This window comes from Edwardsiella sp. EA181011 (genome assembly GCF_000800725.1).
Taxonomy (GTDB): Bacteria; Pseudomonadota; Gammaproteobacteria; order Enterobacterales; family Enterobacteriaceae; genus Edwardsiella; species Edwardsiella anguillarum.
Genome location: NZ_CP011364.1, coordinates 3636509 through 3662069, shown reverse-complemented (window position 1 = coordinate 3662069; position 25561 = coordinate 3636509). Strand labels below are relative to the sequence as shown.

At 48.1% G+C, this 25561-nt stretch carries 21 protein-coding genes and 4 pseudogenes; 18 read left to right on the top strand and 7 right to left on the bottom strand.

What is annotated here, in order from left to right; translation table 11 throughout:
- Positions 1-91 precede the first annotated feature (91 nt).
- The 7 genes from QY76_RS18910 to QY76_RS18895 all read left to right on the top strand — a co-directional run bounded on the left by QY76_RS18910 (position 92) and on the right by QY76_RS18895 (position 4629).
- The gene (locus tag QY76_RS18910) at positions 92-691 is read left to right on the top strand and encodes a hypothetical protein (RefSeq protein WP_152550809.1); all 600 of its coding nucleotides are present in this window, start codon (positions 92-94) and stop codon (positions 689-691) included.
- 47 nt (positions 692-738) lie between these two features.
- Positions 739-1068, top strand: coding sequence for a LysM peptidoglycan-binding domain-containing protein (locus QY76_RS16200; RefSeq protein WP_072006773.1), 330 nt, complete (start codon positions 739-741; stop codon positions 1066-1068).
- Positions 1069-1104: 36 nt separating this feature from the next.
- Positions 1105-1287 (top strand): hypothetical protein, encoded by a 183-nt coding sequence (locus QY76_RS18905; protein WP_144242815.1) that lies wholly within the window; start codon positions 1105-1107, stop codon positions 1285-1287.
- Between the two features lie 39 nt (positions 1288-1326).
- Positions 1327-2568, top strand: coding sequence for a phosphoadenosine phosphosulfate reductase (locus QY76_RS18310; protein WP_071844203.1), 1242 nt, complete (start codon positions 1327-1329; stop codon positions 2566-2568).
- Entirely contained in the window at positions 2553-3194 is a 642-nt protein-coding gene (locus QY76_RS16195) for a ParB/RepB/Spo0J family partition protein (protein ID WP_034165837.1), read from the top strand. The genes QY76_RS18310 and QY76_RS16195 overlap by 16 nt, the downstream gene beginning before the upstream one ends.
- A 750-nt stretch (positions 3195-3944) precedes the next feature.
- Positions 3945-4307 carry a hypothetical protein gene (locus QY76_RS18900; RefSeq protein ID WP_144242816.1) on the top strand — a complete coding sequence of 121 codons (363 nt, stop codon included), beginning with the start codon at positions 3945-3947 and terminating at the stop codon, positions 4305-4307.
- A 31-nt stretch (positions 4308-4338) separates the two neighbouring features.
- On the top strand, positions 4339-4629 hold the full coding sequence (locus tag QY76_RS18895) for a hypothetical protein (RefSeq protein WP_144418120.1): 291 nt from the start codon (positions 4339-4341) through the stop codon (positions 4627-4629).
- A gap of 1137 nt (positions 4630-5766) precedes the next feature.
- Here QY76_RS18895 and QY76_RS18540 read toward each other — a convergent pair.
- Positions 5767-5970 carry a transposase gene (locus QY76_RS18540; protein ID WP_158407646.1) on the bottom strand — a complete coding sequence of 68 codons (204 nt, stop codon included), beginning with the start codon at positions 5968-5970 and terminating at the stop codon, positions 5767-5769.
- Positions 5971-6168: 198 nt separating this feature from the next.
- Between QY76_RS18540 and QY76_RS19010 the strand changes: the two genes are divergently transcribed.
- The 6 genes and pseudogenes from QY76_RS19010 (at position 6169) to QY76_RS16170 (ending at position 12573) form a co-directional block, all read left to right on the top strand.
- Positions 6169-6345, top strand: coding sequence for a hypothetical protein (locus QY76_RS19010; protein WP_156119377.1), 177 nt, complete (start codon positions 6169-6171; stop codon positions 6343-6345).
- Positions 6346-6594: 249 nt separating this feature from the next.
- A pseudogene (locus tag QY76_RS19030) lies at positions 6595-6743 on the top strand (transposase domain-containing protein); the annotation flags it as partial.
- Between the two features lie 834 nt (positions 6744-7577).
- Positions 7578-8342, top strand: coding sequence for a fimbria/pilus periplasmic chaperone (locus QY76_RS16185; RefSeq protein WP_081854067.1), 765 nt, complete (start codon positions 7578-7580; stop codon positions 8340-8342).
- An 11-nt stretch (positions 8343-8353) separates the two neighbouring features.
- Positions 8354-10927, top strand: a complete 2574-nt coding sequence (locus QY76_RS16180; RefSeq protein WP_051905087.1) for a fimbria/pilus outer membrane usher protein — start codon at positions 8354-8356, stop codon at positions 10925-10927.
- Positions 10928-10980: 53 nt separating this feature from the next.
- Positions 10981-11460: a hypothetical protein gene (locus QY76_RS16175; protein WP_034165835.1), complete on the top strand. Its 480-nt coding sequence runs from the start codon at positions 10981-10983 to the stop codon at positions 11458-11460.
- A gap of 411 nt (positions 11461-11871) precedes the next feature.
- Positions 11872-12573 (top strand): hypothetical protein, encoded by a 702-nt coding sequence (locus QY76_RS16170; RefSeq protein WP_147319178.1) that lies wholly within the window; start codon positions 11872-11874, stop codon positions 12571-12573.
- A gap of 10 nt (positions 12574-12583) precedes the next feature.
- Here QY76_RS16170 and QY76_RS16165 read toward each other — a convergent pair.
- Positions 12584-12871 (bottom strand): annotated as a pseudogene (locus tag QY76_RS16165) (transposase); the annotation flags it as partial.
- Between QY76_RS16165 and QY76_RS19525 the strand changes: the two are divergent.
- Positions 12861-13418 (top strand): annotated as a pseudogene (locus QY76_RS19525) (DDE-type integrase/transposase/recombinase); the annotation flags it as partial. The pseudogenes QY76_RS16165 and QY76_RS19525 overlap by 11 nt on opposite strands.
- Before the next feature lie 154 nt (positions 13419-13572).
- Here QY76_RS19525 and QY76_RS16160 read toward each other — a convergent pair.
- On the bottom strand, positions 13573-17001 hold the full coding sequence (locus tag QY76_RS16160; RefSeq protein ID WP_158409703.1) for an Ig-like domain-containing protein: 3429 nt from the start codon (positions 16999-17001) through the stop codon (positions 13573-13575).
- Positions 17002-17742: 741 nt separating this feature from the next.
- Positions 17743-17889: a hypothetical protein gene (locus QY76_RS19005; protein ID WP_158409702.1), complete on the bottom strand. Its 147-nt coding sequence runs from the start codon at positions 17887-17889 to the stop codon at positions 17743-17745.
- Between the two features lie 163 nt (positions 17890-18052).
- Here QY76_RS19005 and QY76_RS16155 point away from each other — a divergent pair, with 163 nt between their 5' ends.
- The 4 genes from QY76_RS16155 to QY76_RS16140 all read left to right on the top strand — a co-directional run bounded on the left by QY76_RS16155 (position 18053) and on the right by QY76_RS16140 (position 23679).
- A complete protein-coding gene (locus tag QY76_RS16155) occupies positions 18053-18562 on the top strand; it encodes an SMI1/KNR4 family protein (RefSeq protein WP_034163796.1) in 510 nt (169 codons plus the stop codon).
- 18 nt (positions 18563-18580) lie between these two features.
- Positions 18581-20263, top strand: a complete 1683-nt coding sequence (locus QY76_RS16150; RefSeq protein ID WP_034163795.1) for a hypothetical protein — start codon at positions 18581-18583, stop codon at positions 20261-20263.
- 13 nt (positions 20264-20276) lie between these two features.
- The gene (locus QY76_RS17455; RefSeq protein WP_051905088.1) at positions 20277-21473 is read left to right on the top strand and encodes a hypothetical protein; all 1197 of its coding nucleotides are present in this window, start codon (positions 20277-20279) and stop codon (positions 21471-21473) included.
- A gap of 763 nt (positions 21474-22236) precedes the next feature.
- Positions 22237-23679, top strand: coding sequence for a glycosyltransferase family 39 protein (locus QY76_RS16140; protein ID WP_045426417.1), 1443 nt, complete (start codon positions 22237-22239; stop codon positions 23677-23679).
- Between the two features lie 415 nt (positions 23680-24094).
- Here the strand turns inward: QY76_RS16140 and QY76_RS19760 are convergent, their stop codons facing one another.
- The 3 genes and pseudogenes from QY76_RS19760 to QY76_RS16130 form a co-directional block, all read right to left on the bottom strand.
- On the bottom strand, positions 24095-24289 hold the full coding sequence (locus QY76_RS19760; RefSeq protein WP_071844202.1) for an integrase core domain-containing protein: 195 nt from the start codon (positions 24287-24289) through the stop codon (positions 24095-24097).
- Between the two features lie 24 nt (positions 24290-24313).
- Positions 24314-24544: pseudogene (locus tag QY76_RS19755) on the bottom strand (transposase); the annotation flags it as partial.
- A 74-nt stretch (positions 24545-24618) separates the two neighbouring features.
- A complete protein-coding gene (locus QY76_RS16130; RefSeq protein WP_045426414.1) occupies positions 24619-25530 on the bottom strand; it encodes a LysR family transcriptional regulator in 912 nt (303 codons plus the stop codon).
- Positions 25531-25561 lie beyond the last annotated feature (31 nt).

Here is a 25561-nt window from a genome sequence, read left to right as displayed (position 1 = left end):
TTTTAATACTCGTCATGCCTTATGCTTTTGTGGCTATTGTAGAGTCGTTTTTTTTGAACATCTATCGAATTATCTAATGGAAGGGGGAAGGATGAATTGTAAAGTGAAGTGTGTATCCCAAGGCGAAGTATTAATTTATTTTATAGGCGTATGTCAGTATGAATTGTTTGGCGCGGAGTTGCTAATGGATAAGTTGGTTGAAAAGATAAATGGCGCTGGACTTAAATGTTGTCAGTCAATTGTATTGTTACCATCAGCCATGAAGTTAAAATATCTTGGTGAAACAATAAACTTAATAAAAGATAATGGTATTCTTCATCAAGTTGATATCCTTCTCTTTGTTGCAAGTTCTGGTTGGGGCATTAAAGTTTTAAATAAAATGTTATCATTTCACTCAACGTATGAGCCGTTTTCATTGGATTCATATAAAATAAAAATGAGTAAAAATTTAAAACTTGTGGAGAGAAAGAGTATCAAAGCGGCTCATAATTCATTTGAGTCTCATTTACTATCATCCATTCTAAATGGGGGAGATAGTAGGGCATTGCCCAAGACAAGGCCAGAATCTAAGGCTTTTTCACAGAGAAAAGTTTCACTTATAAAGCAATATGGATTCCGGCATTTTAATCATTTTTGTATTTTTCTTCAAGGTAGTGAGTCTCTCATTAGAGATTTGTTTTTATCCTATTAGCATAAACGGATCATATCGCCTTGTTATTTTTTATGGTTGGAGTCCCTGTGTTACGCCATCTGAATTTTTTTAGCTTTGGCTTTAGTATTGTTGTGCGTATTTTATTTCTTGTGGCATTTGTTTTAATATTAACAACTAAAATGGTTGCTGCACAGTTACACCCATTACAACAGTTCGAACCATATATTCATGTATATACATTGAAAGTGGGGGATAGTGCTACATCTGTAGCGGAGAAATTTAACATTACCCTGAAACAGTTATACCAACTAAATAAGTTTCGTAATTTCGAAAATGGCTTTAGTCATTTGCAGGTGGGTGATGAATTAGAGGTGCCGATTCTTATTCTTCATCAAGAAGATAAATTCCTTTCATAAAGTGAAATGCATTTTTAAAAAAAGGTTTGGAATAGCTTGAAAGCCATGATGATTGTATTGATGATAATAAACATTACTGCTTGTAAGTCTATAAGAAAAGAACAGCAAGAGGTTATTGTTATGAGAAAAGAGTCGTCAAGTTTTATATATAATAATATAAATAAGGAACTTGTTGCTTGGATTAAACATTTTGCAAAAATCGATAGTGATAAGCTATAAGCAAGCTTATTTGATATGTTATTACTATGGTGTTTATTTATGGTAAGTAAAACTCGGCTTATGACAGAGAAAATATTAACTGGTGATAATGTTCTACATGCTGCAATGGAGCGTATTGATTGGATCTTTAGAACATTTACATCAGTTTGCTTATCTTTTTCTGGAGGAAAGGATTCCACTATCCTTTTCCATCTTGTCGCTAATGTTGCCAGAAAGAAAAAGCGTCGTTTCTCTGTATTATTCATTGATTGGGAAGCTCAATATGAGTGCACGATCTTGCATGTTCGTAAGATGCGAGATGTATATCAAGACGTAACGGAGAATTTTTACTGGATAGCACTTCCTTTGAAGACGGTAAATGGAGTATCTCAGTTTCAGCCTGAATGGGTATGCTGGGAGCCAAAAGTAGAGTGGGTCCGACAACCCCCAGATCATGCTATTGTAGATTCAGCATATTTCCCTTTTTATCGGCATGCCATGACATTTGAAGAGTTTGTGGTGGATTTTTCATCTTGGCTCGCTAGCACCAATAAATGTGCTGTCGCTATATTGACTGGTGTACGTGCAGATGAATCTCTAAATCGATTTATGGGGTTGGTATCGCATCGCAAACAACGTTATGCAGACGATAAGCCTTGGAGTACAGCATCTCCTAAAGGGGATTATTATACAATGTATCCTTTGTATGACTGGAAAGTCCGTGATATATGGATATATAATTCCAGAACTAATGCCATTGTTAATCCAGTGTATAACCTGATGTACAGGGCCGGTGTTTCATTACACAACATGCGCGTCTGTGAACCTTTCGGACCGGAGCAGCGCAAAGGGCTGTGGCTTTATCATGTCCTTGAGCCGGAAAGTTGGGCTCGCATGTGTTCCCGCGTCTCCGGATGTGTCAGTGGGGCCCTTTATGCTAATGAAACTGGCGCTTATTTCGCTCTACGAAAGCAGATATCAAAACCATCTCATCATACTTGGCGTAGTTATGCTATGTTTCTTCTGGATGTTATGCCAAGAAAGACTGCTGAGCATTACCGGAATAAGATAGCTGTATACCTGCGGTGGTATCAGACACATGGTTACCCAGAAGATATTCCGGATGAACAAATGAATGATTTAGGTGCTAAAGATATTCCATCTTGGCGAAGGATCTGTAAGACACTAATTAAGAATGATTTTTGGTGTCGGACGTTATCGTTTAGTCCAAACAAATCTAGATACTATCAGAGTTATTTAAGTCGGATGAAGCTAAGGAGAAAAGAGTGGGGGATTTTATGACGTTGGAAGAGTTGAGTAATATGATTCATCGGTATTTCAGACTAAATGAAACAGAAGATGAAAAAATTCAGGCACTAAACTATTTGCGCAAATTACTTCATGAGCTTAGCCCCTTTGTGTTAGAACCGGTAGATTGTATTCTGTGGGTGAGGGCTGATCAGGTAGTAACTAATGATTATAATCCTAATGTCATGGCCCCGGCGGAAAAGAAATTGTTAAAGCAGTCATTGGAGAAGGATGGATTCACTCAACCAGTGGTTGTGTCGGAAGAAAAAAACCATTATCTAGTCGTGGATGGGTTTCACCGTCAGTTATTGGGTAAAAATAAGGGAGGGGTCGGAGATAGATTGAGGGGGTGGTTACCTGTCACCTGTATCAGAGCAGAAAGAAAAGGGCAAGCAGCGCGTATCGCAGCCACCATTAGGCACAATCGAGCTAGAGGTAAACATCAAATAACATTGATGTCTGATGTTGTAACGGAGCTATCACAACTCGGGTGGACGAATGAGAATATTGCTCAAGAGTTGGGGATGGATCAGGACGAAGTCCTTAGACTAAAGCAAATTAGTGGATTGACAGAGCTATTTCAAGAGGAGGAGTTTAGTCCCGCATGGACTGTTCGTTAATATATGCAATGGCAATGGCAATGAGGGGGAAGGGGGGAGACTACGGCAAGATTTCGAAGCGTATCACACTATATAAAGATGCGTACTTCAAGTCATGATTTGTCCTCTGCTCACTTTAGGCTTCTGAGAAGCTAAGATTTCAGATAAAAGGATTATCTAAGAGTTATCTATTAAAGTAGAGTGATTACTTAAAGGCGGCGCCTACCCTATAAAATATCACCATGAACATTTTATTTGGCGACATAGTGACCTCGGCTGATTAAGTATATAAATAAAATATATTAGTACCTCATTGCCATAGGAGGATAGTAATCCTGCTGTGCATGAAAAGTTACCAATGACTTATATGAACCTTCTTGTTTGTCATTTTTATAAAAAACATGAGCGATATGTAGTCGTGAGTTATTTGTGATTGTATTCCCTGTGAGCACTGCCAGGTTAGCGACAACAATAGTATTGTTGTCCTGCCTGATATCATTATTTCGATAAATTTAAGTGAAATAATGAGATATTATCACTAATTGTTACTCCATATGATACTTTCATAAGCGATTGGACTGATTTTTATTCCTTTCGATTAAAGGCTAGGCGATAGTCATGAGGGCGGTTTCAACAGGGTGATACATTATTCTTACATGATTGCTTTCGATAATATAACTAGGGATAAAATTAAACCTACTAAAGTTGTTAGGTTTTAAGTTATTGGCTTTAATGAGTTGCTAACTACTATCAATAGAGGTGAGAGGGGTTATGAAGAATTACATCACACAAGCTTTAACAGTAGTTTATATTATGGTTTTAATTGCGGTAACAATATATGCTTCATTAATAGATGCAGATATTGAGCTGTTTAGAAAAGATGTTAGTGGCGAAATAAAGAGAAATCATGCGGGAGGGTTTTCTGTCTCATCTAAAAATGAATGGGAGTTATGTAATATGAGTTATCTTTTTTGTGTAGGGGTTCTGGCAAGAGAACCATTTATTGACGCTGTTCCTGCATATGATTTATACATTAATGGAATGTATTATGCTAACACTAAATTTACCGCCAGTGAAATCAAAGGTATTTGCCGAGCTACAAACAATAATGTCTCATATTATTTCAAAGACTAACTTATCAAAATAACAGGTATGGTAAAGCATCATGAATATAAAATATAAGAAAAGGTTTGTTTTTATCTTTGCCGTTGTAGCTGCATTAGTGTTTTTTGTATCGCCCCCTTTTTTAACAATTAGAGATGTCCATACGCTATGGAACAATGTTTTTGATGGCGGTCGTGATTCAAATCATAACCATGAGAAATATAACGTACTAAACCCATTGGTTTTAAAGCAATATGATGGCAATGTTTTTACCTATATCAATCATATTGATCATATGCAGTGCATCGTTCTTGTTAGTAGTTTTATGTTTTATGTTTTATGTGAAGAATAGAGTTGGCACTTATGCTGAGACATGTATAAATAACTATTGTAGGAGTAATAGTCTGAAGTTAAATAATGCTTTGATTTTATTGGAGTCATGCAGTGAATATGATAACAATATTGTGATAAAATACTATAGAAATAAGTATTAATATGGTTGATGATGAGCTTGTTGTTTCCATTTGGTCTCTACTCCCCATTGCGATGGGGAGTAGACATATTTACTATCTTTTAAGATAACCTTTCTCATATCAGATATCGATGTTATTTTACACTTACTTTTAGAACGAAAAGGGTATCCGCGATACATGCTTGTTTTTTTATTGATTTTTCGGACCTAGCATTGGTAGGTAAGATAAATAGTCATTTATTGATGTATCTTAGACAGTTATTCTTGATGGTTAATAGATTGAATCGGCTATTTTTGAGATCTCTAACCATAGATCGTAGCGCGTTACACTCATCAGATGATGGGCACTGCTAGCGGTTACGCGTAAAAATACCTGTTTTGCTTTACTTTTAATCTAAAACTCGTTTTTCAGGCGCAATTATCCAGTAACGGGGTCTGAAGCCATCGCTTTTCGCCATCAGATGACAGCCTGTCAGAGAGCATTTTTGCCGCGTGCTCGTCCACTCCTGCGCCGGTAAAACGCAGCTGACTTTTACACTGGATACCCTCGTACGGGGTGGTGCTCAGGAAGCCCTTCATCAGTACCGCGCGCACCTAGGTCGTTTCGGTTTTTCCCATACACACATCTTCAGTGCTTCGTAAACCTTCTGCAACAGCTGGCCCCGTTCGCGGTTGGCTAGACAATCGTAGTTCCGCACCATGTTAAAGTTCCGTGCCGGAATGTGGCTGACGTAACGCTGTAGCATTCCTCCTGGCTAGATTTTCTGGCGTGTGTTGCTGTGTGCGGTGATCGTAATACTGATATATACGCCACCGCCTCGGTAATGGCACTGCGGAGAGGCCGCCACCGGCGATCGCTTCGGGCGGCGTTTTTCAAGGCGCTGGCCCAGGTATTTCACGTTGTGCCAGACACCTCGGATCTTTTGGGCAAAGTGTCCCTTCCAGGCCCGTCGATATTGTGCATGCGGGTAATGGCGCCTCCCGTCTGCGTTACGGGTATAGTCGGGACCCGGTAGGTCATTGGGGGATTCGCGCATAGTTATCTCGCAGAAGGTGAACGACGGCGTTGCGCCAGATGGTTTCTACCTCTTTCTTTTTAAAGAACAGCAGTCGCCAGACGTGGTGTTTGATATCGAGTCCAGCGCGGGTAACGGAGACATGAATATGCGGGTGCTGATTTAGCTGCCGACCATAAGTATGGTGCGCGCAGAAGATATCCACTTCGATTCCCTGTTGGCGCGTCCCGCGGAGCATGGCGCGGGTGGTACAGCGGAAAAGCACATTACGCAGCGACCAGGTATTGTTGAAGAACGGCCATGGTAGGTGAGGTATGGTGACGGTGATTGCTGCCTATCACCGTCAGGGAGGACGTGCAGCTGTTCGGCGGCCTGGAGGTCACAGCTGTCGCAGGCTTTGGACTTGCAGTTCTGGCATAAGAAGCGGGCATGGCTACAGTCCGACGAGGCGCTGTCGTCGCGGCGAATATCCATGGCACAGGAGCTACCGGCGAGCATGCGCTCGACGACGAGTTTGATCCTGTTGCCGAGGGGCGCCATGTTTATCGGGATACCGGAGCCCGCCGCCCTGCGGGAGTAGAAGTTTTACGGGGCGCACCATGTACATGGTGCAGAGCCTGCAGTGCGGCCGCGGGCAGGAAAAGGGCATCGGCGCTAGTCGGCTCACGCCACAGGCGGGCTCATTTTATGCGGGTATCAACGCGACGGGGTATGCGTCATCGCGTGAGCGGCCGGGCTGTCAGGCAGCGCTGGCGTTGAGATGAGGCGGGATCTTAACGAAGGCTGATGGCAGCCTCGCTGCCGTGCTCGCGCCATAGGGGCGCTACGTTCAGATGAAGGTGGTGAACGTTTTGCTGTACTGTACTCGTTTATCAGTACCTGTCGGCTGAATGGGGGGCGCCAGAGGCGTGGCTGCGTTATGTTCTGGGACATATCCAAGACTGCCCGGTGAACCGGCTGCGCGACCTGCTGCCATGAATGGCAAAACTCACATCTGCATAAGCGTCAATACAGTACTTAATTAACGCTTATTCATTTACTTCCCGTTTGACGTCTTTTCTGAAAAAGAATAAAGCATACACGGGATGGTGGCAGATGAAAATGTTGCGCATTTCATAATCACTTTGTGATTTGACTATAATATTTGATTCTTTTGGGTTATGGCACTGCTTAATTGCCCTCTATACCAATCCGTTTACACTGCATTGAATCTAAGGTCTGCATCCTAAGCGCTTTACTAGATTGCTGTTCGCAAATATATTCCACCGCGTGAAATGCAATATTATATCTAGCCTTTTTATTACCAGAATATTTCTTCGAGTGGGTAGAGCATATGCTACAGCGAAAAGCTTATATAACGACGACCAAATCATACCATTATGCTCGGGGAACATTAGTGTGCTCTACAGCATTATTCGTAACCGCATTGGTGTTGGCCTTTCTGCCAGGTTTAAGCAGTTCGATAGAAAAAGAGAAAATCGAAACCAACACGCCCAGCCCCTCATCACTGTTTGACTGGACACGATACGAGTCATTTACAACTCGATATCAGTCAGATGAAATCCTGGTTGTCAGCAATTCATTGGGCCTCGTTGAAAATAGGTGATCATGCTGTTTTTAGAGGCGTCAATATGCCTATCATACTTGTGTATTGCTCTCTATCCTGATGTTACTCCACTGACTTTAGAGTGCTGCGCCCCTATTTTTTAAGGGGGAATGATATCTATTTATTCAACAACGCTACTCACGGAATGCTATTTGCAAAATTACCCCATTATAGTGCAGTTTAATATTATTTCTGGATATTCGTCAATGTATAAAACACGGCGGCAAAAAGTGAAATCAATCATAAATACAAATATATGCAATATCGTAAAATGCCTGCGGCGGCGGTTTATCCTTTGTGTAATATCGGGATTTCTTGGTTTGCTGCTTTGCTCTTCTACCTTTGCCAGCGGTATTACACTGGGCGCCACGCGCGTTGTTCACCCGGCTGATGCTGCGCAATCAACCTTCTCCGTCAGCAACAAGACCGATGCGTCAACCTACCTGATCCAATCCTGGGTGGAAAATGCCACCGGTGCCAAGACCAGCGACTTTATCGTTACGCCACCGCTGTATACCAGCGCGCCGGATAATGAAAATGTGCTGCGGATCGTCTCGTCTGGGGCCGCCCATCCGCAGGATAAAGAAAGCCTGTATTACCTGAACATCAAAGCCATTCCCTCCGTGGATAAAAAGGCGCTGGAGAAACACGAGGGCGGAAGCCTGATTGTGGCGACCCTGATGCAGGTGAAGCTTTTTGTTCGTCCTGCCGGCCTGACTCCGTCTCGGGAGAAGGCGGCGGACAAGCTGGAGTTTACCCGTAAAGGGGCCAACCTGAACATTCATAACCCCACGCCCTACTACCTGACGCTGATTGACATAAAGGTAGGAACGAAAGCCCTGCAGGATGTCATGGTGCCTCCCCGGGAAAGCGTATCACTTGCACTGCCTGCCGGCAGCGGTGGAACGGTGAGCTGGAGTGCCATCGGCGACCATGGCGAGCAGGATAAAGCACAACGGATTATTCCCTGAGGAATTTGGGGATGTCTGGCCATTTCACCTTTCGACTGAGCGTACTGGCGACCGCGCTGCTTTGTTCTCATGCCCAGGCCGAAGAAGCGCTTTGGTTTCCGCCCGAGCTGGTTTCTGGTGTGGCGGAAACGGCAGACCTGTCTCGGTTTGAGCGAGGAGAGCAACTGCCGGGCACCTACAGCGTCAGTGTTTTCCTCAATCAGGAGGCGCTCGGGGTGCGCGACATGGCATTTGGGGTTGCCGATACGCCGGAGAAGCGGGCCGGCATCACGGACAGTACCGGCCTGATGGCGGAGCTGACCCGACAGGAGCTGATTACTGCCGGCGTTCGTCCGGAAGCGTTTGGTGAACAACGGGTTGACGAGGGCGTTGCCGTCCAACCGTTGTCACCAGGCAGCATCATTCCTCAGGCAACGACACACTTTGATTTTCAGCGGATGCGTTTGGACATCAGCATCCCGCACAAGTGGATGCAAAAACATTCGCGCAACGGGCTCTCCCCGGAGCAATGGAATGACGGCATTGCCGCCGGCCTGCTGAACTGGTCTTTGAGCGGAGCCCACACGAAGGGACGCTATGGCGGCAGCGCCAGTTACTTTCTGCGGCTGAACAGCGGGGTAAATGTCGGTCCCTGGCGGTTGCGTGATGAACGCACTCTGAGTGAAAACCGCTACGCCTCATCACACAGCCGAGAGTGGCGTCATGGACGCACCTGGCTTGAGCGGGGGATAACCTCTTTACGTAGCACTCTGATGATGGGGGACATGACCACTGCCGGCAATATTTTTGATTCCACCGAAATACAGGGGATTAGTCTAAGGACGGAAGACGCCATGTATTCGGATATCGAACGGGGATATGCCCCGGTAATACGGGGGACGGCCCTGACAAATGCCCGGGTCAGCATTCGCCAGAATGGTTACAGCGTGTATGAGACCAATGTGGCCCCGGGGGATTTTGCGATTGACGACATCAACCCGGTGTACTCCAGCGGCGACCTCGAGGTGACAGTGACCGAGGCGGATGGGAACGTCCGCATCTTTACGGTGCCTTATGCCACCTTGCCGGTTTTGCTTCGGGAAGGGCGCGTGTCATACACCCTGAACGCGGGTCGATTGCATGAGAGCGGGCGGCGCGATGCCCGGGAGTCCGGCCTGATACAGGGCACCTTGGCCTGGGGGCTGCCCGGGGGTATCACGGTCTATGGCGGCATCCAGCTAACCCGGAAGTATCAGTCTGCGGCCCTGGGCGCCGGTATCAACATGGGGACATGGGGGGCGGTATCGGCTGATATCACGCATGCGGACAGCACCTTGGCTGACGACTCTCATCATCGCGGACAGTCCATTCGGTTTTTATACAGTCGGGGTTTTGAAAGTACGGGAACCACGTTCCAGTTGGCCGGTTACCGTTACTCCACCCGGGGATTTTACACCCTGGAAGAAAGTTACCGGTCATTCATGCGGGGTTGGCGAGGCGAAGAGCGCCGTGACACCTCTGGGCGACGACTCCCCCGCCCGGTGACGGATTGGTATGACCTGAAGGACAACCGCCGGGAGCGGATGGAGGCCAACGTGTCTCAGCGCGTGGGAGACCACAGTTTGCTGTATCTGTCCGGCAGCCGACAAACGTATTGGAACGGTAAGGGGGCGAGCACATCGTTGCAGTCCGGCTTTAGCAGCCAACTCGGGCCTGTCAGTTACAGCCTGAGTTACAGCGAGAACTACAGCTCGTCACTGCGAGAGACGGACCGGGGGGTGAGCCTGTCTCTGTCCGTTCCGTTGGACGCCTTGTTCTCCGGTGCGGGTAAATCCACCTATGCCTCATGGGGTATAGGTCATAACAGCAGCGGCGGCATGACACAGCAGGCTGGATTGAGCGGTACCGCTCTGGCGCGGGACAACCTGAGCTGGAGCCTCTCCCAGAGTTACTCCCGCCAGAGTGGCAACGGTGACAGTTTTCAGGTGGGGTATCGGGGAACCTATGGTGACATCGCCGCCGGCTACAGTCAGGGCCGTGACTACCGTCAGGTTAGTTATAACGCCGCAGGCGGCATCATCGTTCACCGCGGCGGTGTCACCCTCGGCCAACCGCTGGGGAGCACTTCCGTTCTCGTGTCGGTGCCCGGCGATGCCGGTGTGCCGGTGGAAAGCGGCTCCGGGGTTAGGACGGACTGGCATGGATATGCCATTCAGCCCTGGGTCAGTGAATACCGCGAGAATCGTATTGCACTTGATGTCGCGCATCTGGATGCGCGCACCGACGTCGAGAAACCGGTGGCGCAGGTTATCCCAACGAAAGGCGCAGTCGTCAAAGTGGAGTTTGCAGCAAAAACCGGGCTACGTGCCCTGATGACGTTGACAAAAGACGGTAAGCCACTGCCGTTCGGCACCACGGTGAGCGCCGGGGAGAGCACCGGCATTGTGGGTGACGGCGGTCAGGTATTCCTGTCCGGTCTTACCCCTAAAGGCTCGCTGACCGCGCAGTGGGGACGCGATGCCGGTCAATCCTGCAGAGCCTCATGGATACTCCCTGCGGCAGATGCGGAGGGCCTGCTGACAAGGGGATCGGCAATCTGTCGATGAAACCGAATTTTTAAACCATTGCGTTAGGCAGTAACACACTAAGGAAACACACAATGAAAAGCACCATCATGAAAAATGTCACCGGTCTTCTGGTTCTGGCTTCAGCCGTCCAGCCGTTTGCCTCTCAGGCGGGTGAGGCGTCTGCCACGGTAACTATTACGGCGACCGTGGATGCCACTGTGGCATTGGATGTTGCCAAAACATTTGACCTGAAAAACAAGAAAGACGTACAGACACTGGATATCAAGACGACGAGCAATGGCACCAAGGTCAAACTGGAAGTGTCCCAAGCCGAGGCGGCAGATGACCATATCGTGCTCTCCGCTGGCGAGGGCAAGGACAAGCTGACAATGAATGTGAAGGCCACCCTGGGGACTTCTACAGAAAAATTTAAGAGCGGCACCCTTTCAATAGAAGTTCCTGCGGCTACCACTCAACAGACAACAAAACTGAACCTGACAGCCCTGCCGACGGCGACGCAGGTCGCCGGGAAGTACAGCGGTACCATTACCGTGAAGGCATCGACGATGTAAGGCTGTCATGCCCCTGATTCGTCATCAGCTCCCTGATGCGGCGTGGTCTCTGGCCTATGAGTGGCTTTGCCGGCAACGGCGAGCCGTTCCGCCCGACGCGAATGTATGAGGCCTGAGATGGCACTGGCCACGGGAGCTCAGCGGTTTTGAGCGTTATCTGGAGAAAACACAGATAGGCCGATAACGGTTTTGACTGGCAGGGGCTATGGTTCGGGCCTGAGGGGGCTGCCCTGGCGCCCCGCGCCTAAATAACCATCATGAGCGAAGCCTGCGGCTTTTTGAGCAGGCCTGGAGAGGGGGCTGTCTGAGCATGACGCCCGGCTGCGGGTGCAGGTGTACGCGGCTCGATGGCATCGCTGGGCTGACGCCATATTGCTGGCTGCCCGATAAGGAATGAAAATGCGAAAAATTATGCTGTACGTTGCTATGGTGTGGTCGGTGCTCGCGGCTATGCCTTGTTGGTCTACTACCCTAAAGGTGGAAACATTGTCTACGGGGATGAGTGCGGGTGAACATTCAAATTATTGGGATAAATGGCTAGACCATTGGATCGTAATCGCCCCAGAGGGGTGCGTGATATCTAATATAAAAGAAGCCAAATATTTCGACGATAACCTTTTGTATAAGTACTGGGCTGACATGGCTATCGTGGAGGGTGAAGGTACTCGAGAGGTAACTCTATGGATAAAGGAGCAGAGGGAGCAGGGGTATGCTGACACTAGCAGGTGGAAGGGTGAGGTATACGTGAAGTGCCTCGGGCCCTCACGGAGGGTACAAGTTAAGAGCATTGGCTACTATAGAGGCTCGGAAAAAATGTGGGCGGGGGGCTTGGACTTCGACATAGACGTTACCGGTGGACAATCCGTAACCGCAGAAGTGAATGACCTGAACTTCCCTATATCTAATTACGGATGCACCGCGTATCAGACCATTGGGCGGGCCTTGTCTGATATAGCTTCACTTACCGGAACGATCGTCAAAAAGCCGGATACATCGTCGCTCCAATTGGAACTGGCGTCTAAATCGGGTGAGCTGCGGGCGCGGATATGTAACACCGGTGTTGGTGCGGGACGCTACTCATGGATGGTAACGGCAACACTCGCAGTGAAGTGACATTGCGTTGTTAACGTCTAGGTGTTTCGCCCCTGCACACGATTCTGTGTAAATGCCTTTTGCAGACATGACCGTTCAGGCGGTCACCGAACTCGATAATAAAGCGACTTATCGCCATGCGCCGGCCCCTCAGCGGCATAGTCCATTTCTGTGACACCGCCTGGATTGCCAGCCACACCACCTTTTTCACTGCGTTATCCATCGGGAGCACCTTACGCTTTTTGATGGCGTGTCTGATTACGTTGTTTAGCGACTCGATGGTATTGGTCGTGTAGATCACCTTACGATCTGCCGGTGCCAGAAATATCGCCACGATGGTCACTACAAAGGGCGTAAAACTCGGCCGATGGCTGGCCGGGCGGCTGATGAAAGAATTGGGTATCACCAGTTGTCAAATACCGGGGCATAAATACAAACGAGGGGGCAATGAGCATGTTGAAATCCCGAATCTTCTTGCCCAGCAGTTTACCGCCACAGAGCCAGACCTGGCCTGGTGCGACAATGTGGCCTACATCTGGACGGGCAAGCGGTGGGCTTATCTGGCCGTAGTGCTGGATCTGTTCGCCCGCAAACCGGTGGGCTGGTCGTTATCGTATTCACCCGACTCAGACCTCACCATAAAAGCACTTCAGATGGCATGGGCGTTACGAGGACGGCCATCTGGCGTGAGAGTTCATGGATACCGACGACGGGCTATGAAAGCTTCGGGGAGGCACGGTTAGCCGTAATCCGTTATATCACGGGGTACTACTCTCAGGCCTCACTGGTATAACGGCGGCTTAATGCCAAATGAATCAGAGTGGCTGTTCCACAAACAGTCAGGTCATGTGGCCAAAGTTAGTTGACCACGACACAGAGAGGTTCAATCATCGCTGTGAGTCAGTTGCCTGTGGAAAATAGAGCTGATATAACCAATTAGTAGTGTTACCAGGAGTAATTCTTCTGAGTGATAAATAGAAACGCCGCATATTGCGGCGTTATATTTCATGGTTGCCATTACTAATTACACGAAATGGTGAATTTCATTATCGTTTTTGAGCCTCGTCGAACTGTAATAATATTATCACCAACGCCGTTATCGCAAGAAACTTTATTCTCATTTACAAAAACATTTCCAGAGCTAGCAATGATATTTAAATCTGGAGCTAGCGACCAATTTAACTCTTCTATGGGTCTGTTACCGCAATTAGGTACCGGTGTACTATCAAGCTTAATCGTAATATCATCCCTGTCTAATTTTATAGGGGTGCGGTGTATTGTATGACATTGATCATTCCATCTCCGCAGAGTCACCTCTCCTACAAATGGAGAAAAATGCACGACCTTTGTTTTACCGTATATATCAAAATTAGTTCGTACTTGCACCGTAATTTCCTCGAGAACATCATCTGTTAGCGTAAATCGTACTATGCCATTCTTATCTGTCTTTTTCGACCGTGAACTCAGGAAACCTGAAGAACTACTGATGTATACGTTTTCATTAGGAATGTTCTGGTTAGATTTATCTTTTACTTGCGCAGTAAAAGCTATCTGGTCTGTAGAATATTCTTTGTCTGCGGTGAGCGCATAAATCTTCGCTGAGGCGGCATCCGCTTTAAAGGTGACAGATGCTGTTTTGCCTTTTGTGTCAAATGGCGTCGTCGCGGTCACGGTAACGTTCTCAGCTGCTGTATCCGTCAGCTTCGCGTAAGCCACCCCGTTATCATCGGTCGTCACCGTATTCTTAGACAGTGTTCCACTGGTGGCCGCCAACGTGACCTTCACCCCCGGAACAACGGCGCCGGCAACATCTCTCACCACCGTAGTAAAGGTGATGGCATCCTTGCCATTATCAACGGCAACGTCTTTGTCTGCGGTGAGCGCATAAATCTTCGCTGAGGCGGCATCCGCTTTAAAGGTGACAGATGCTGTTTTGCCTTTTGTGTCAAATGGCGTCGTCGCGGTCACGGTAACGTTCTCAGCTGCTGTATCCGTCAGCTTTGCGTAAGCCACCCCGTTATCATCGGTCGTCACCGTATTCTTAGACAGTGTTCCACTGGTGGTCGCCAACGTGACCTTCACCCCCGGAACAACGGCGCCGGCAACATCTCTCACCACCGTAGTAAAGGTGATGGCATCCTTGCCATTATCAACGGCAACGTCTTTGTCTGCGGTGAGCGCATAAATCTTCGCTGAGGCGGCATCCGCTTTAAAGGTGACAGATGCTGTTTTGCCTTTTGTGTCAAATGGCGTCGTCGCGGTTACGGTAACGTTCTCAGCTGCTGTATCCGTCAGCTTTGCGTAAGCCACCCCGTTATCATCGGTCGTCACCGTATTCTTAGACAGTGTTCCACTGGTGGTCGCCAACGTGACCTTCACCCCCGGAACAACGGCGCCGGCAACATCTCTCACCACCGTAGTAAAGGTGATGGCATCCTTGCCATTATCAACGGCAACGTCTTTGTCTGCGGTGAGCGCATAAATCTTCGCTGAGGCGGCATCCGCTTTAAAGGTGACAGATGCTGTTTTGCCTTTTGTGTCAAATGGCGTCGTCGCGGTCACGGTAACGTTCTCAGCTGCTGTATCCGTCAGCTTTGCGTAAGCCACCCCGTTATCATCGGTCGTCACCGTATTCTTAGACAGTGTTCCACTGGTGGCCGCCAACGTGACCTTCACCCCCGGAACAACGGCGCCGGCAACATCTCTCACCACCGTAGTAAAGGTGATGGCATCCTTGCCATTATCAACGGCAACGTCTTTGTCTGCGGTGAGCGCATAAATCTTCGCTGAGGCGGCATCCGCTTTAAAGGTGACAGATGCTGTTTTGCCTTTTGTGTCAAATGGCGTCGTCGCGGTTACGGTAACGTTCTCAGCTGCTGTATCCGTCAGCTTTGCGTAAGCCACCCCGTTATCATCGGTCGTCACCGTATTCTTAGACAGTGTTCCACTGGTGGCCGCCAACGTGACCTTCACCCCCGGAACAACGGCGCCGGCAACATCTCTTACCACCGTAGTAAAGGTGATGGTATCCTTGCCATTATCAACGGCAACGTCTTTGTCTGCGGTGAGCGCATAAATCTTCGCCGAGGCGGCATCCGCTGGTTTAACCTTGATAGTCGTCGCGGCGGGATTAGAGTTATTACCGTTGTTATCAACGCCAACCGCTTTAATCACGTATTCCTGCGCAGTATTAGCGAGTTTGGTGTACAGGTATGACGGCAGCGTTACTTCTAATTGGGTAAGCGACAGTTTACGAAATGAGCCGCCGTTAGCGAAGAACTCCACAGAAGCCGTCCATTTGACATCCCTTAGACCATATTTATCTTTAGATACCGTGAGCGGTAGTGTTATTGTTTCTGCAGCTTCAGCTGTGACCGTGTTTGGCAATGAGATTTCCAGCAGATCCTGCTTGCGATATTGCATCACGATTTCATTGTTACGGTCGACGAGTTCGTACGAACTACCCATCAAGCTACGTAATACCTTAACGCCGTCAATGCTAATTTGTTGCGCCCATGGCACACCAAATCGATAATTAACGTTGATCCCAATACGGCTAGCGTCTTTCCTACCCCCGGAGTACTCACCCTTCAGGGTAATCAGCGGGATTGGTGTATAACTCAAGCCAAATGTTAGTGCTTTTGGATTATCTTTCAAGTCATCAGCATGACTACCGATATTCAAACGAACACCTTCACCAAAATATTGCTCGTATTTAAGGCTGGCACCTAATTGAGGATATGACGGCAAATACGCTTCAGCACGAAGGTCAAAGCCGCTGGCTGGACGTTCATCATAATCTTTCATGGCGGATAAACGGGACTCATGCCAGTCTGTTAGACCATAGTAGCCATTTACTGCCAGCTTCATATAATCCGCCCACATCTCCCCACCGATACCTGCACGTGCATGTTTCCCCGCGTAACTATAGTCGTAGAAAGTATTGACGCCATACATCCAGTTGTTGATATGTTTTCGATAACCCACACCAATATTGACGTAGCGACTGTTGCCAACGCTGGCATGCAGCCCAAACTGCGAGAAAAGCAAACCATCCGAACTTTCTGTGATTGGGAGTAAAACATCACCAGAAATTTTATTATCAAAGGAAGCATTAATGCGTACGGTGCCTTTTTGATTTGCCCATGCGTTAATTTTCTCTTTTATTAGATCTTCACCAATGCTTTCTGCGTAATTAATAGATAAATTTTTGATGTTCTCACTAGACAGGATTCGTCCTGCCTGCATTACGACATCCGCAACTTTAGTTGCAGGAGTGGGCAGTTGCGAAGGAATTGACTCACCGCCACCAAGAGACGGTAATTTATGGGTGTTCTGATTTTTTTGAAAAATGGCTGAGTTTCCCCCGCTCACATTTCTAGATTCACTGGCTCTAACTACTGAACTAACAGAAAACAATAATGGGGTAATTGTTTGAATAGATATCATCACCCATGATGTTATATTCACTATTATTTTGGCTATTTGAGTGGGGAGTTTAGGTGTCATTATTAAAAATAAAAATTAGATGGATTGGGTTGATATTATGGGGAGAAATCAGTGGATTTGATCATTATTTCTGGTTAATTTTGCATTAATAATGCCGCGCAAACAAAAGAACAGCCCCTCAGAGGGGGCGTGAGGCGACCTTTATGTTTTGATAATGTGAGTGATGATGTCTGATGACCACGTCATGGCAGTAGACCCACTTGCATATGACATGACTCATCAAGGAGGTGCTATGACAACATAGCATAAAAAACGGATTATTGATTACTACGCTGTACTGGATGATCCTGCCCCCAAGATAAAGTGGAAACCATATGGTTATAAAATGGCGAACGAAGTTTTCCTGCAACAGCATTACGCGCCGATTATCAATTAGCAAAATATCGAGAGCAGACATTAGGCTAGCTTGATGTTTACTTCCTTTTTTATAAAGGGCTTTTGTTTAGAAACAACGTTCGAAATTAATCATAGCTTAAGGTTATTATTCGAAGTTAACTGACTATGCTGAGATTAACTGTCTTTAACTTAACCGAGTGAGGTCGGGAATCCTCACCGCCGTTAATGCCGCACTGACATTTAGGTCTAACCGCTGTATTTTTGAGTAAAACTGAGATGTTTGGAGAAAGAAACGGATAAAGGAGCCTCGCGCAAGGTACACGTTGTTGCAACGTGAGGGGGATATTACACGTTAGCGCCGGCAGGCTCCAGCAGCAGCTTGTAAAACGCCTCTGCGTCCTGCGGCAGCAAGCCAGGATGTTCTCGCCTGAGGGACTCCTGTCGGTGCAGCGACTGGATTGGCGTCGCTGTGCCGCTAACTGACCATTTCACAAATTGCTGATATGTGGAGTTGGCCATATTCCTCATGGCACACGACTCGAATGAACAGAATTACTAGGAGAATGGCAGGATTAATACCGTGGTTTGACTTAATCGGTGTAATCCGGTTAATGCGATGCGCTAACATTAAACCCATAAAACATGGGGAGTTGGCATGAATGAGCTGTGGAAAGATCTGGAACGCTGGCTGCAGGCTCACCGCCCGGCGTTGCTGGACGATCTCAATTCTCCGGCCAGCGGGGCGGAGATTCGCGATCTGGAGCAGGTGATTGGCGCGTCGCTACCGGCGGATTTCACGGCCTGCCTGCTGGTACATAACGGCCAGAAGGGCCTCGGAGGCTGGCTGTTCGGCAGCTGGGAGTTCCTGTCGACGCAGAATATCCTAATGAGCTGGTCGGTATGGCGAGATCTGCTGGAGGAAGGTGATTTTGAGGGCAAGGTCGCCAGGCCAGCGGAGGGGATTCGGCCCGGCTGGTGGTTGCCCGGCTGGATCCCTTTTGCCAGCAACGGCGGTGGCGACTACCTGTGTCTGGATCTCACCCCTGCAGTTGGTGGGGACTATGGTCAGGTGATCAATGTATTTCATGACGTAGCGGACAGAGTGGTGGAAATGCGCAGTTTCTCCGCATGGTTCACGCGTTTTGTTGTTGATAAACGGGTCTAATTCAGGATGGGAAGAAGTATGGATAGGAACCTTTCTACGCTGCGGGAAGAACGCCTGCAGCAGCTATTCGAAGATTGCCAGATGCAGGTGATTGGGCAGATTATTGGGCCCTTTGGCCTATCGACTGCCATGTTTGAAGATAGAAATGGCGGCAACGTCACCACACTGCGTAATTTTGAACGTAAAGATGATGACTATGTGGCGACTGATTCTGATCGTGCTTTGCATGCGCATTCACGCAAAGACTACAACGCTGTGGTCAGGTCGGAGTATGAAATTGATACTGGGGCTAAAGCGAAAAACGCCGGCGCTAAGACCTGGGATCAAAAGCGTGCAGATAAAATTGGCCAGGGCAGGGATGAGTACACCGGCAGGCGTGTTTCTGCTGACGGAACCATTGAGCTCACAGACGGACGGATTGTCCGCGCCGAGCTGGATCACGTGGTCTCGCTGAATGAAATTCATCACAATGCCAAAAACCATCTTGCCATGGGGAAGGTAACCCAGGATGCAGAGAGCGGAGAGATGAGCGTCGATACCAGCCGTATCCGCGGCATGGCCAACGATGACGAGAACCTGGCGCTGACCAATCAGCCACTAAACGGCTCCAAGAGCGACGAAGATATGGTCAAATGGGCGGCTAAGGAGAGGAAGGATGGGAGAGACGGCGCCACCATCACCAACGCTGAAAAGTTTGCAGTCGACGATGCGTTGATGAAAGAAAAATATCAGCGTGCAAAGCAGCATATCGATAGCACAGCGAACCACGCCATGCTGAAAAAACAGACGGCAGAACTGTTGCAGACCGGCGGTAAGCAGGCCGCCATGATGGGCATGCGCCAGGCTCTCGGCGTGCTGCTTACCGAGTTGGTTAACTGCCTGTTCAACGAATTTAAGGTACTGGTTAAGCAGGGCGTTGCCGTTGGGAAAACGCTTTTTGAAGAGATCCGCCAGCGTCTGGTGCGGGTCATCGATTCGGTGGTAAAAAAAATTCCTGATGCACTAGGGCAGATGATTCAGGGCGGCGTCGGCGGATTTATGAGTAATCTGCTGACCTTCCTAATCAACAACTTCCTCTCTACCGCTAAACGTTTTGTCATGGTGATCCGCGAGGGGCTTCTGGGGCTGTTCCGTGCCTTTAAAATGATTTTTTTCCCTCCGAAAGAGATGACCCGGGATCAAGCGCTGCAGGAGGGGCTGAAGATTCTCACCGCAGTGGTGGTCTCATCGCTGGGGGTGCTACTGACCGAAACGGTAGCGACTTTTATGGCCACAGTCCCATTCCTCAAGCCGTTCTCAGACCTGATTACCCCGGTGCTGCTCGGCATCCTGACCGGCCTGACTTCTGCGTTTTTTGCTTACCAAATCGATCGTCTGTTTGATCGCTACCGCTACTCCCTGAGCGAAAAGTTTATGGACGAGCTACTGCAGGACGGAAAGCGGCGAGATAAGTTTGCCAATGAGTTAGCCACCCTGTCTGAACAGTCGCTGAGCAATATAGATAACTACCAGAAATCGATCTCGGTGTACCAGCGTATCGGTACCTCCTTAAGCGGGGCAGGTCTAGCTGCCAACGCCACGCTGGCCAGCCTGGAGCAGACTGTGGCGGAAACCGCTGAGCAGGTGGACAAAAGTATTGCGACTATCGCTTTTATTCGCGATAGCCAGTCAGAAATTGACGACTTTCTTAAAACCTGTTGAAAGGATCAGGGGTATGACATCTCCAAATAGCCAAGAACTCAGCATTATTGAGGCCTTTTCTTCTGCCACCATACCCGAACGCATTATCCGTGAGAGCAATATTAAAGAGCTTATCAATGCGATGACTGCGGAGCGGGGCGAAGTGCAATCGCACACCAGGCAGCTGGATGCGCTGCGCCGGCAGCAGAAAAACGGAAATTTTCTCAGTAACTGGTGGAACGATCTCGACGATAAAGTACAGGAGGCCCAGCTCGACCTGAACAAATCCATCGGTCGGTTGACCGAGAAGTCGTCGCAGCTACTGATCGTCAACACCGCGATCTCTAAGGTGCTGAGCGATCAGCAGCGCATTCTGCTAAGACAGCAAAATTTACTGAAGCAACAGACTGATAGCCTGGAACAGCAGAATCAGAGAATTCTCGACCAGCAGATATTGCTGGAGCAGCAGCAGCGTGAAATAAACAAGGCCAACCAAGGGCTGATGGAGGCCAAGGGGCTCACCCAGAAACAGGCGCAGCAGCTGGTTGGCTGTGTGAAACAGGTCCGTGAGGCAGAAAGCCGCATCAGCGCCACGAGTGATGCTCTGCAGCTGGAGGTTGAGCGGCGGTTGCATGATGCGGCAGAGCAGTATCTGGCACAGCTGGACAGCGCCATTACTGAACAGCAACGCCGCAGCGACGCCTTTGAGCGGCGGGCGACGGCCAGCGCTGCAGAATCCGCCCAACGGCTGCAGGATACGCTGGGAAACGTTCTGGCAGAGGCGACCCAAAATCACCAGGAAATTCAGCAGCAGATTGTCGCACTCACCGCGACCCAGCTACGGCAGGGTGAAGAGCTTAAGCAGCAGATGCAGCAAATGGCAGCAGAACAGTCTCAGCGGCTGTGCTCAGAGCTGGCTCGCTTTGCAGGTGAGAATGCCGCATTTCAAACAGGGTTAAGTGAGCAGCAACAGTCAGAGTTTAAGAGCGTGCAACAGAGGCTATCGCTACAGACGGCTGCGATGCAGCAACAGCAGCAGGCGCTAAATCTTGGCGAACTGAGGCTGCAGACTCTACGGGAGGAGTGCCAGCAGAAGCAGGAAACCGCTGAGAATCAGCTGATCGCTCAGCAAAAATCTGCTGATAGAACCCGTTTAATGCTGGGAGTTTTGGCGACCCTGACGCTGGCTTCGCTAGGGTGGCAGGCCGCGGTGCACTATGGGCTGGTTTAGATAAGTCGTGGGTGGGGGAAAGCCATGCTAAGGCGTTCCTCCACACTGATGGAACTGCTGAGAGGTAGTGTATTAGTCGCGACTTGATCTGACTCATCGCCTTGAAAGGTTTAGCATTACCGATTTTGATATCCGTGTCGTGTTCTGATACCCAATGCGCGGTAATTATCACACTTCGTATGAATAATTACCTCATTAAATATTACGCCAGTTTACTTAGTCTAGCTGAGGCGTATCAGTAATGTGTCGAAAACCGGATAAATTATGGGGGAATCCATGAGAGACTTTAAGCCCGCCATAGGAAGCATTCTCCCAGCTCAAGGTGCGTAAAATCCCATCTGGTTGCTATCGTATTCTATCAATTGCTTTAGCTTTCTGCACGCGGCTGTCTAATTACGCTGGTCCTGACTAAAAAAATTCCCGATGCCAAAACCGCATTCAGGCACAATGAATACTACTATGAGCAAAATGATAAAATCAGATATGCCAGAAGACGTACGTATTACCTGAGAGAGATGAGCCGTTACGGGGTGACCCATCCAAAATAGAATGTGTTTCACAAGCCATTTCCCGCGGCGGTGGCTGCAGAGGGATGGATAAGATGCCCCGAACACGCTTGGTATGAGTTAAGCAATTCTTATGTTTTCCGTTATCATCTGTAGCTCAACCACGGCGGTTAAATCCCTTTCTGTTTATCTAAAAAATATAATTGACTCCTTAGAATAGCATTTTAACTCTCTGTTGATTTTTTTAAGGAAAACATATGACTCGCATGTTTTTAACAATGTGGGTGGGTCTGTACGCTCTCTTGTGGAGCCTGGCTACAATCTTCCTGGATCCTACGGTGCCCTATGATGCAGTGGAAGCATTGAACTGGGCACAAAATGCCGAATGGGGATCGCCGAAAAATCCCTGGCTGGTTGGTATGGTATGGCGTCCGGCGCTGTGGTTTTCCGGTATCTCGCTGAGCGCCTATTGGTATATCACGCATTTTTTGGCGATCGCTATCGGAATGATTGGGTGCTGGTTTCTCGCAAAACAGCTGAGCGGTAGTAAACGGCTGGCCTGGATTGCATTATGCACACTTAACCTGTCAGGAGTCATTAATTTCGATATCATCAGTTATAATGATAACTATTTGTTGGTTATGCTGTGGCCATGGATGCTATTGTCCTTTTTCCTGGCGTTCACCCGCCATCCTGCATGGTGGATAATATTTGCATTTACGGCTGGCCTGGGGGCGATGGCTAAGTATTCAACGCTGGCATTTGTCGGTGCCGTGTTTGTTGCCACACTGGCTGTGCCAAAAATTCGGAGATGTTATCGCCAGCCTGTATTTTATCTGGCGCTGCTGATTGGTCTTGTGATGCTTGCTCCAAATCTATTCTGGCTGTGGGAACATGACTTCGCGGCGTTCAACTGGGTCGATACACAGATAGCGCGTCAGTTTAACCCTAGTTTATTTATAAAGCTACTCAGCATCTATTATCCGTTGCTGTTTTTATGGTGGATATTGTACTCGCAAAAGATCTCTCTCCAGTGGCCTGTTGACACAGATAAACGTATCCTGTTATTGGTCGTTTTAGTGCCTCAGGTATTGATTTGGCTATGGTTCTTGTTTCATCATGGAGGGCGACTAACCGAGTGGCTTCAGCCGTTTTTCATTCTGGCCCCCGCATTGGTTATCGCCTGCGTCGTTACTCCCGGTACGCAGTCACTGAAAAGGCCTGTTTTGGTACTAATGGGGACCGCAATTCTGGTGTTACTTGGCTATGCTATGGTTATGATAACCAATGTAGCTAATGCGGGGCGCAAAATGAGCGGTATTATCCCGTTTAGCCACAATGTGGAGAGGCTATGGCTAGAGCGCTATGCTACTCCACTGCGTCTAGTTGGAGGAGAGCATCTGGCTGAGTGGCTCATTTTTTATGGGGCGTCAAGGCCTGAAATCATCACGCCTTGGAGTAACAGCACTAAACCTAATATCTATAACGCAAATATCCGATTGGCCGATATTAAGCAATCAGGAGCATTACTGATAGGCCGGTCTGATAAAAATTGTACTTATGCTTCGTTTACTCGGGGATTAAGTCAATGGCCGTCTTTACAGCTTGATGCTATCAGTCAGATAACTTTTCAAGAAGATAGCAAACATAGCGGTTATCCTGTCTGTATTGGGTTTGTAAAACCGGACACTATTAAATGAAGGTTCTTCGGATAAAAATTTATAAATAGTGCGCCCATAAGCTTAAAAGTCGCCGCGGCTTAACTTATTAACAGCGCCTTAAATCAGTTGAAACGGTGTTTTTTCGATAAATACGCCGGTGAGTTTTCCTCGGCTATGGGAGCAGATGCTCCGTGAGATGAAAACTCACGATTGAAAATTAATGGCGAGAAAGTTAAAGCGATCGGAAACGCTACGCCTAGCTTAGCTAGCATCGCGACTGCTCCCCCCCACAGTGTTCCAGCCAATGGAACCTGTCGGGCCATTGCCCATGGAGATAACGTTTGCCAGCAATCGCTGCGTTTGCCGGATCTATCACGCTGTCTAACAGATAACTGATGCCGGCATTTGCACTTGCTCCCAGTCTCTGCATCGCCTGAGTGTAAATAGCCCCATTTTAGTTCCAGACATTTTTTGAGATCTTGGCCAAATAATGGTATTGTCGATATTCCTCCGGCGTCATATTGTTCAGTGATTCATACGGGCGTTCATCGTTATATTCTGACAACCATCTTTCCGTGATTTTTATCACTTTATCCAGCTGGATAAATTCCAGTTTTACTGCATGTTTCTCTGCTCGTTCAGTCAGCACCAGTGAGATAAACTACGGACCATGGTTCTCAAAGCTCAGGTCGGCAAACATCTGTTTGAGACGTCGGTTCTCGTCCTCAAGAGCCTTGATCTTTTTAATATCAAAGGCCTCCATGCCACCATATCTGGACTTCCAGCTGTAGTAGATGGCTTCAGAAATACTAGCCTTCCGGCAGGCATCTTTAACGGTGCGTCCGAATTCAACCGATTTAATCACGGCGATGATCTGATGCTCAATAAAATGGGATTGACGCATAGCGTTCTCCTTCGTTGGAGGATTTATTATGCCGAAGGATCTCTAAATGTGAATGGCACGATTATGCGGTATACTTACGATACGTCGTCACCAAAATGACTTTTCGACTCTATAATCGTGTCGATAAATGCTCTTTTATGCCCATGTTTCAGCACATCATCGATATACATAATTCCGGTCTGAAAGGTGGAGAAGGCTTTTGCCATATCTAGCGGAACTAACCCGCGGTTTGTGGCTTCCTGCTCCAGCTGCAGCGGTAGAGGTAGAATACAGTGGCTCTGGCTGACCAGTGCGATGGCATTGGAGACTGAGAACACTTCAAAACGCACCCGCTCAGGCGGAATACTGCACAGTAAGGGATCTTCAAACTCACCTTCTTCCGACTCCTGTCGTAGGACAACCCACTCACTCTGGCTGAGCCGCTTTTGGGAGATGTGCCGACTGGTTGCCAGAGGGTGATCCGGTGCGCAAAACAGCATAAAGCGGGTCGTAAAAATAGGGATGTAGTGAATGGCGGACAGGCGGTTGTCGGGGGCCGGTATTGCCCCTAAAGCAAGGTCACATTCCCCCTTGAGCAGATGCTGTTGTCCCATGGCGCTGTTGCTGTTTTTGATGACAATGCGTACATCAGGAAACTGTGCCATATAACGCTGCATCAGTTTAAACAGCACACCGTGGCTCCAGGCATGTCCACATTCCAACACCAGCGTTTCCCGGTGGCTGCGTTTGATGGTGTCGATATCCAGCATCGCCTGGCGATAATTTCGTTCCAGAAGGCAGGCATGCTGGTAGAGGCTATCGCCGTATACTGTCAGTGAAATTTTTTTTCCGTTGCGCACCAGAAGAGAGACATCCAGCGCGGACTCCAGACGCTGCATGTTTTGTGTGAGCGTCGGCTGGGAGATAAACAGATTTTCAGCGGCAGCAATGAATGTTTTTTTCTCAACCAGTACCCTGAACTGAGCGATGAGTTTATGTAAATGCAAGATGACTCCTCAGTACATCAGTAAAACAGGT

Bases quoted from the DNA above. Each gene is read 5' to 3' on its own strand.
- QY76_RS18910 (WP_152550809.1), top strand. From the start codon at position 92: ATGAATTGTAAAGTGAAGTGTGTATCCCAAGGCGAAGTATTAATTTAT.
- QY76_RS18310 (WP_071844203.1), top strand. From the start codon at position 1,327: ATGGTAAGTAAAACTCGGCTTATGACAGAGAAAATATTAACTGGTGAT.
- QY76_RS18900 (WP_144242816.1), top strand. From the start codon at position 3,945: ATGAAGAATTACATCACACAAGCTTTAACAGTAGTTTATATTATGGTT.
- QY76_RS18895 (WP_144418120.1), top strand. From the start codon at position 4,339: ATGAATATAAAATATAAGAAAAGGTTTGTTTTTATCTTTGCCGTTGTA.
- QY76_RS16185 (WP_081854067.1), top strand. From the start codon at position 7,578: ATGTATAAAACACGGCGGCAAAAAGTGAAATCAATCATAAATACAAAT.
- QY76_RS16180 (WP_051905087.1), top strand. From the start codon at position 8,354: ATGTCTGGCCATTTCACCTTTCGACTGAGCGTACTGGCGACCGCGCTG.
- QY76_RS16175 (WP_034165835.1), top strand. From the start codon at position 10,981: ATGAAAAGCACCATCATGAAAAATGTCACCGGTCTTCTGGTTCTGGCT.
- QY76_RS16170 (WP_147319178.1), top strand. From the start codon at position 11,872: ATGCTGTACGTTGCTATGGTGTGGTCGGTGCTCGCGGCTATGCCTTGT.
- QY76_RS16160 (WP_158409703.1), bottom strand. From the start codon at position 17,001: ATGATATCTATTCAAACAATTACCCCATTATTGTTTTCTGTTAGTTCA.
- QY76_RS16155 (WP_034163796.1), top strand. From the start codon at position 18,053: ATGAATGAGCTGTGGAAAGATCTGGAACGCTGGCTGCAGGCTCACCGC.
- QY76_RS16150 (WP_034163795.1), top strand. From the start codon at position 18,581: ATGGATAGGAACCTTTCTACGCTGCGGGAAGAACGCCTGCAGCAGCTA.
- QY76_RS17455 (WP_051905088.1), top strand. From the start codon at position 20,277: ATGACATCTCCAAATAGCCAAGAACTCAGCATTATTGAGGCCTTTTCT.
- QY76_RS16140 (WP_045426417.1), top strand. From the start codon at position 22,237: ATGACTCGCATGTTTTTAACAATGTGGGTGGGTCTGTACGCTCTCTTG.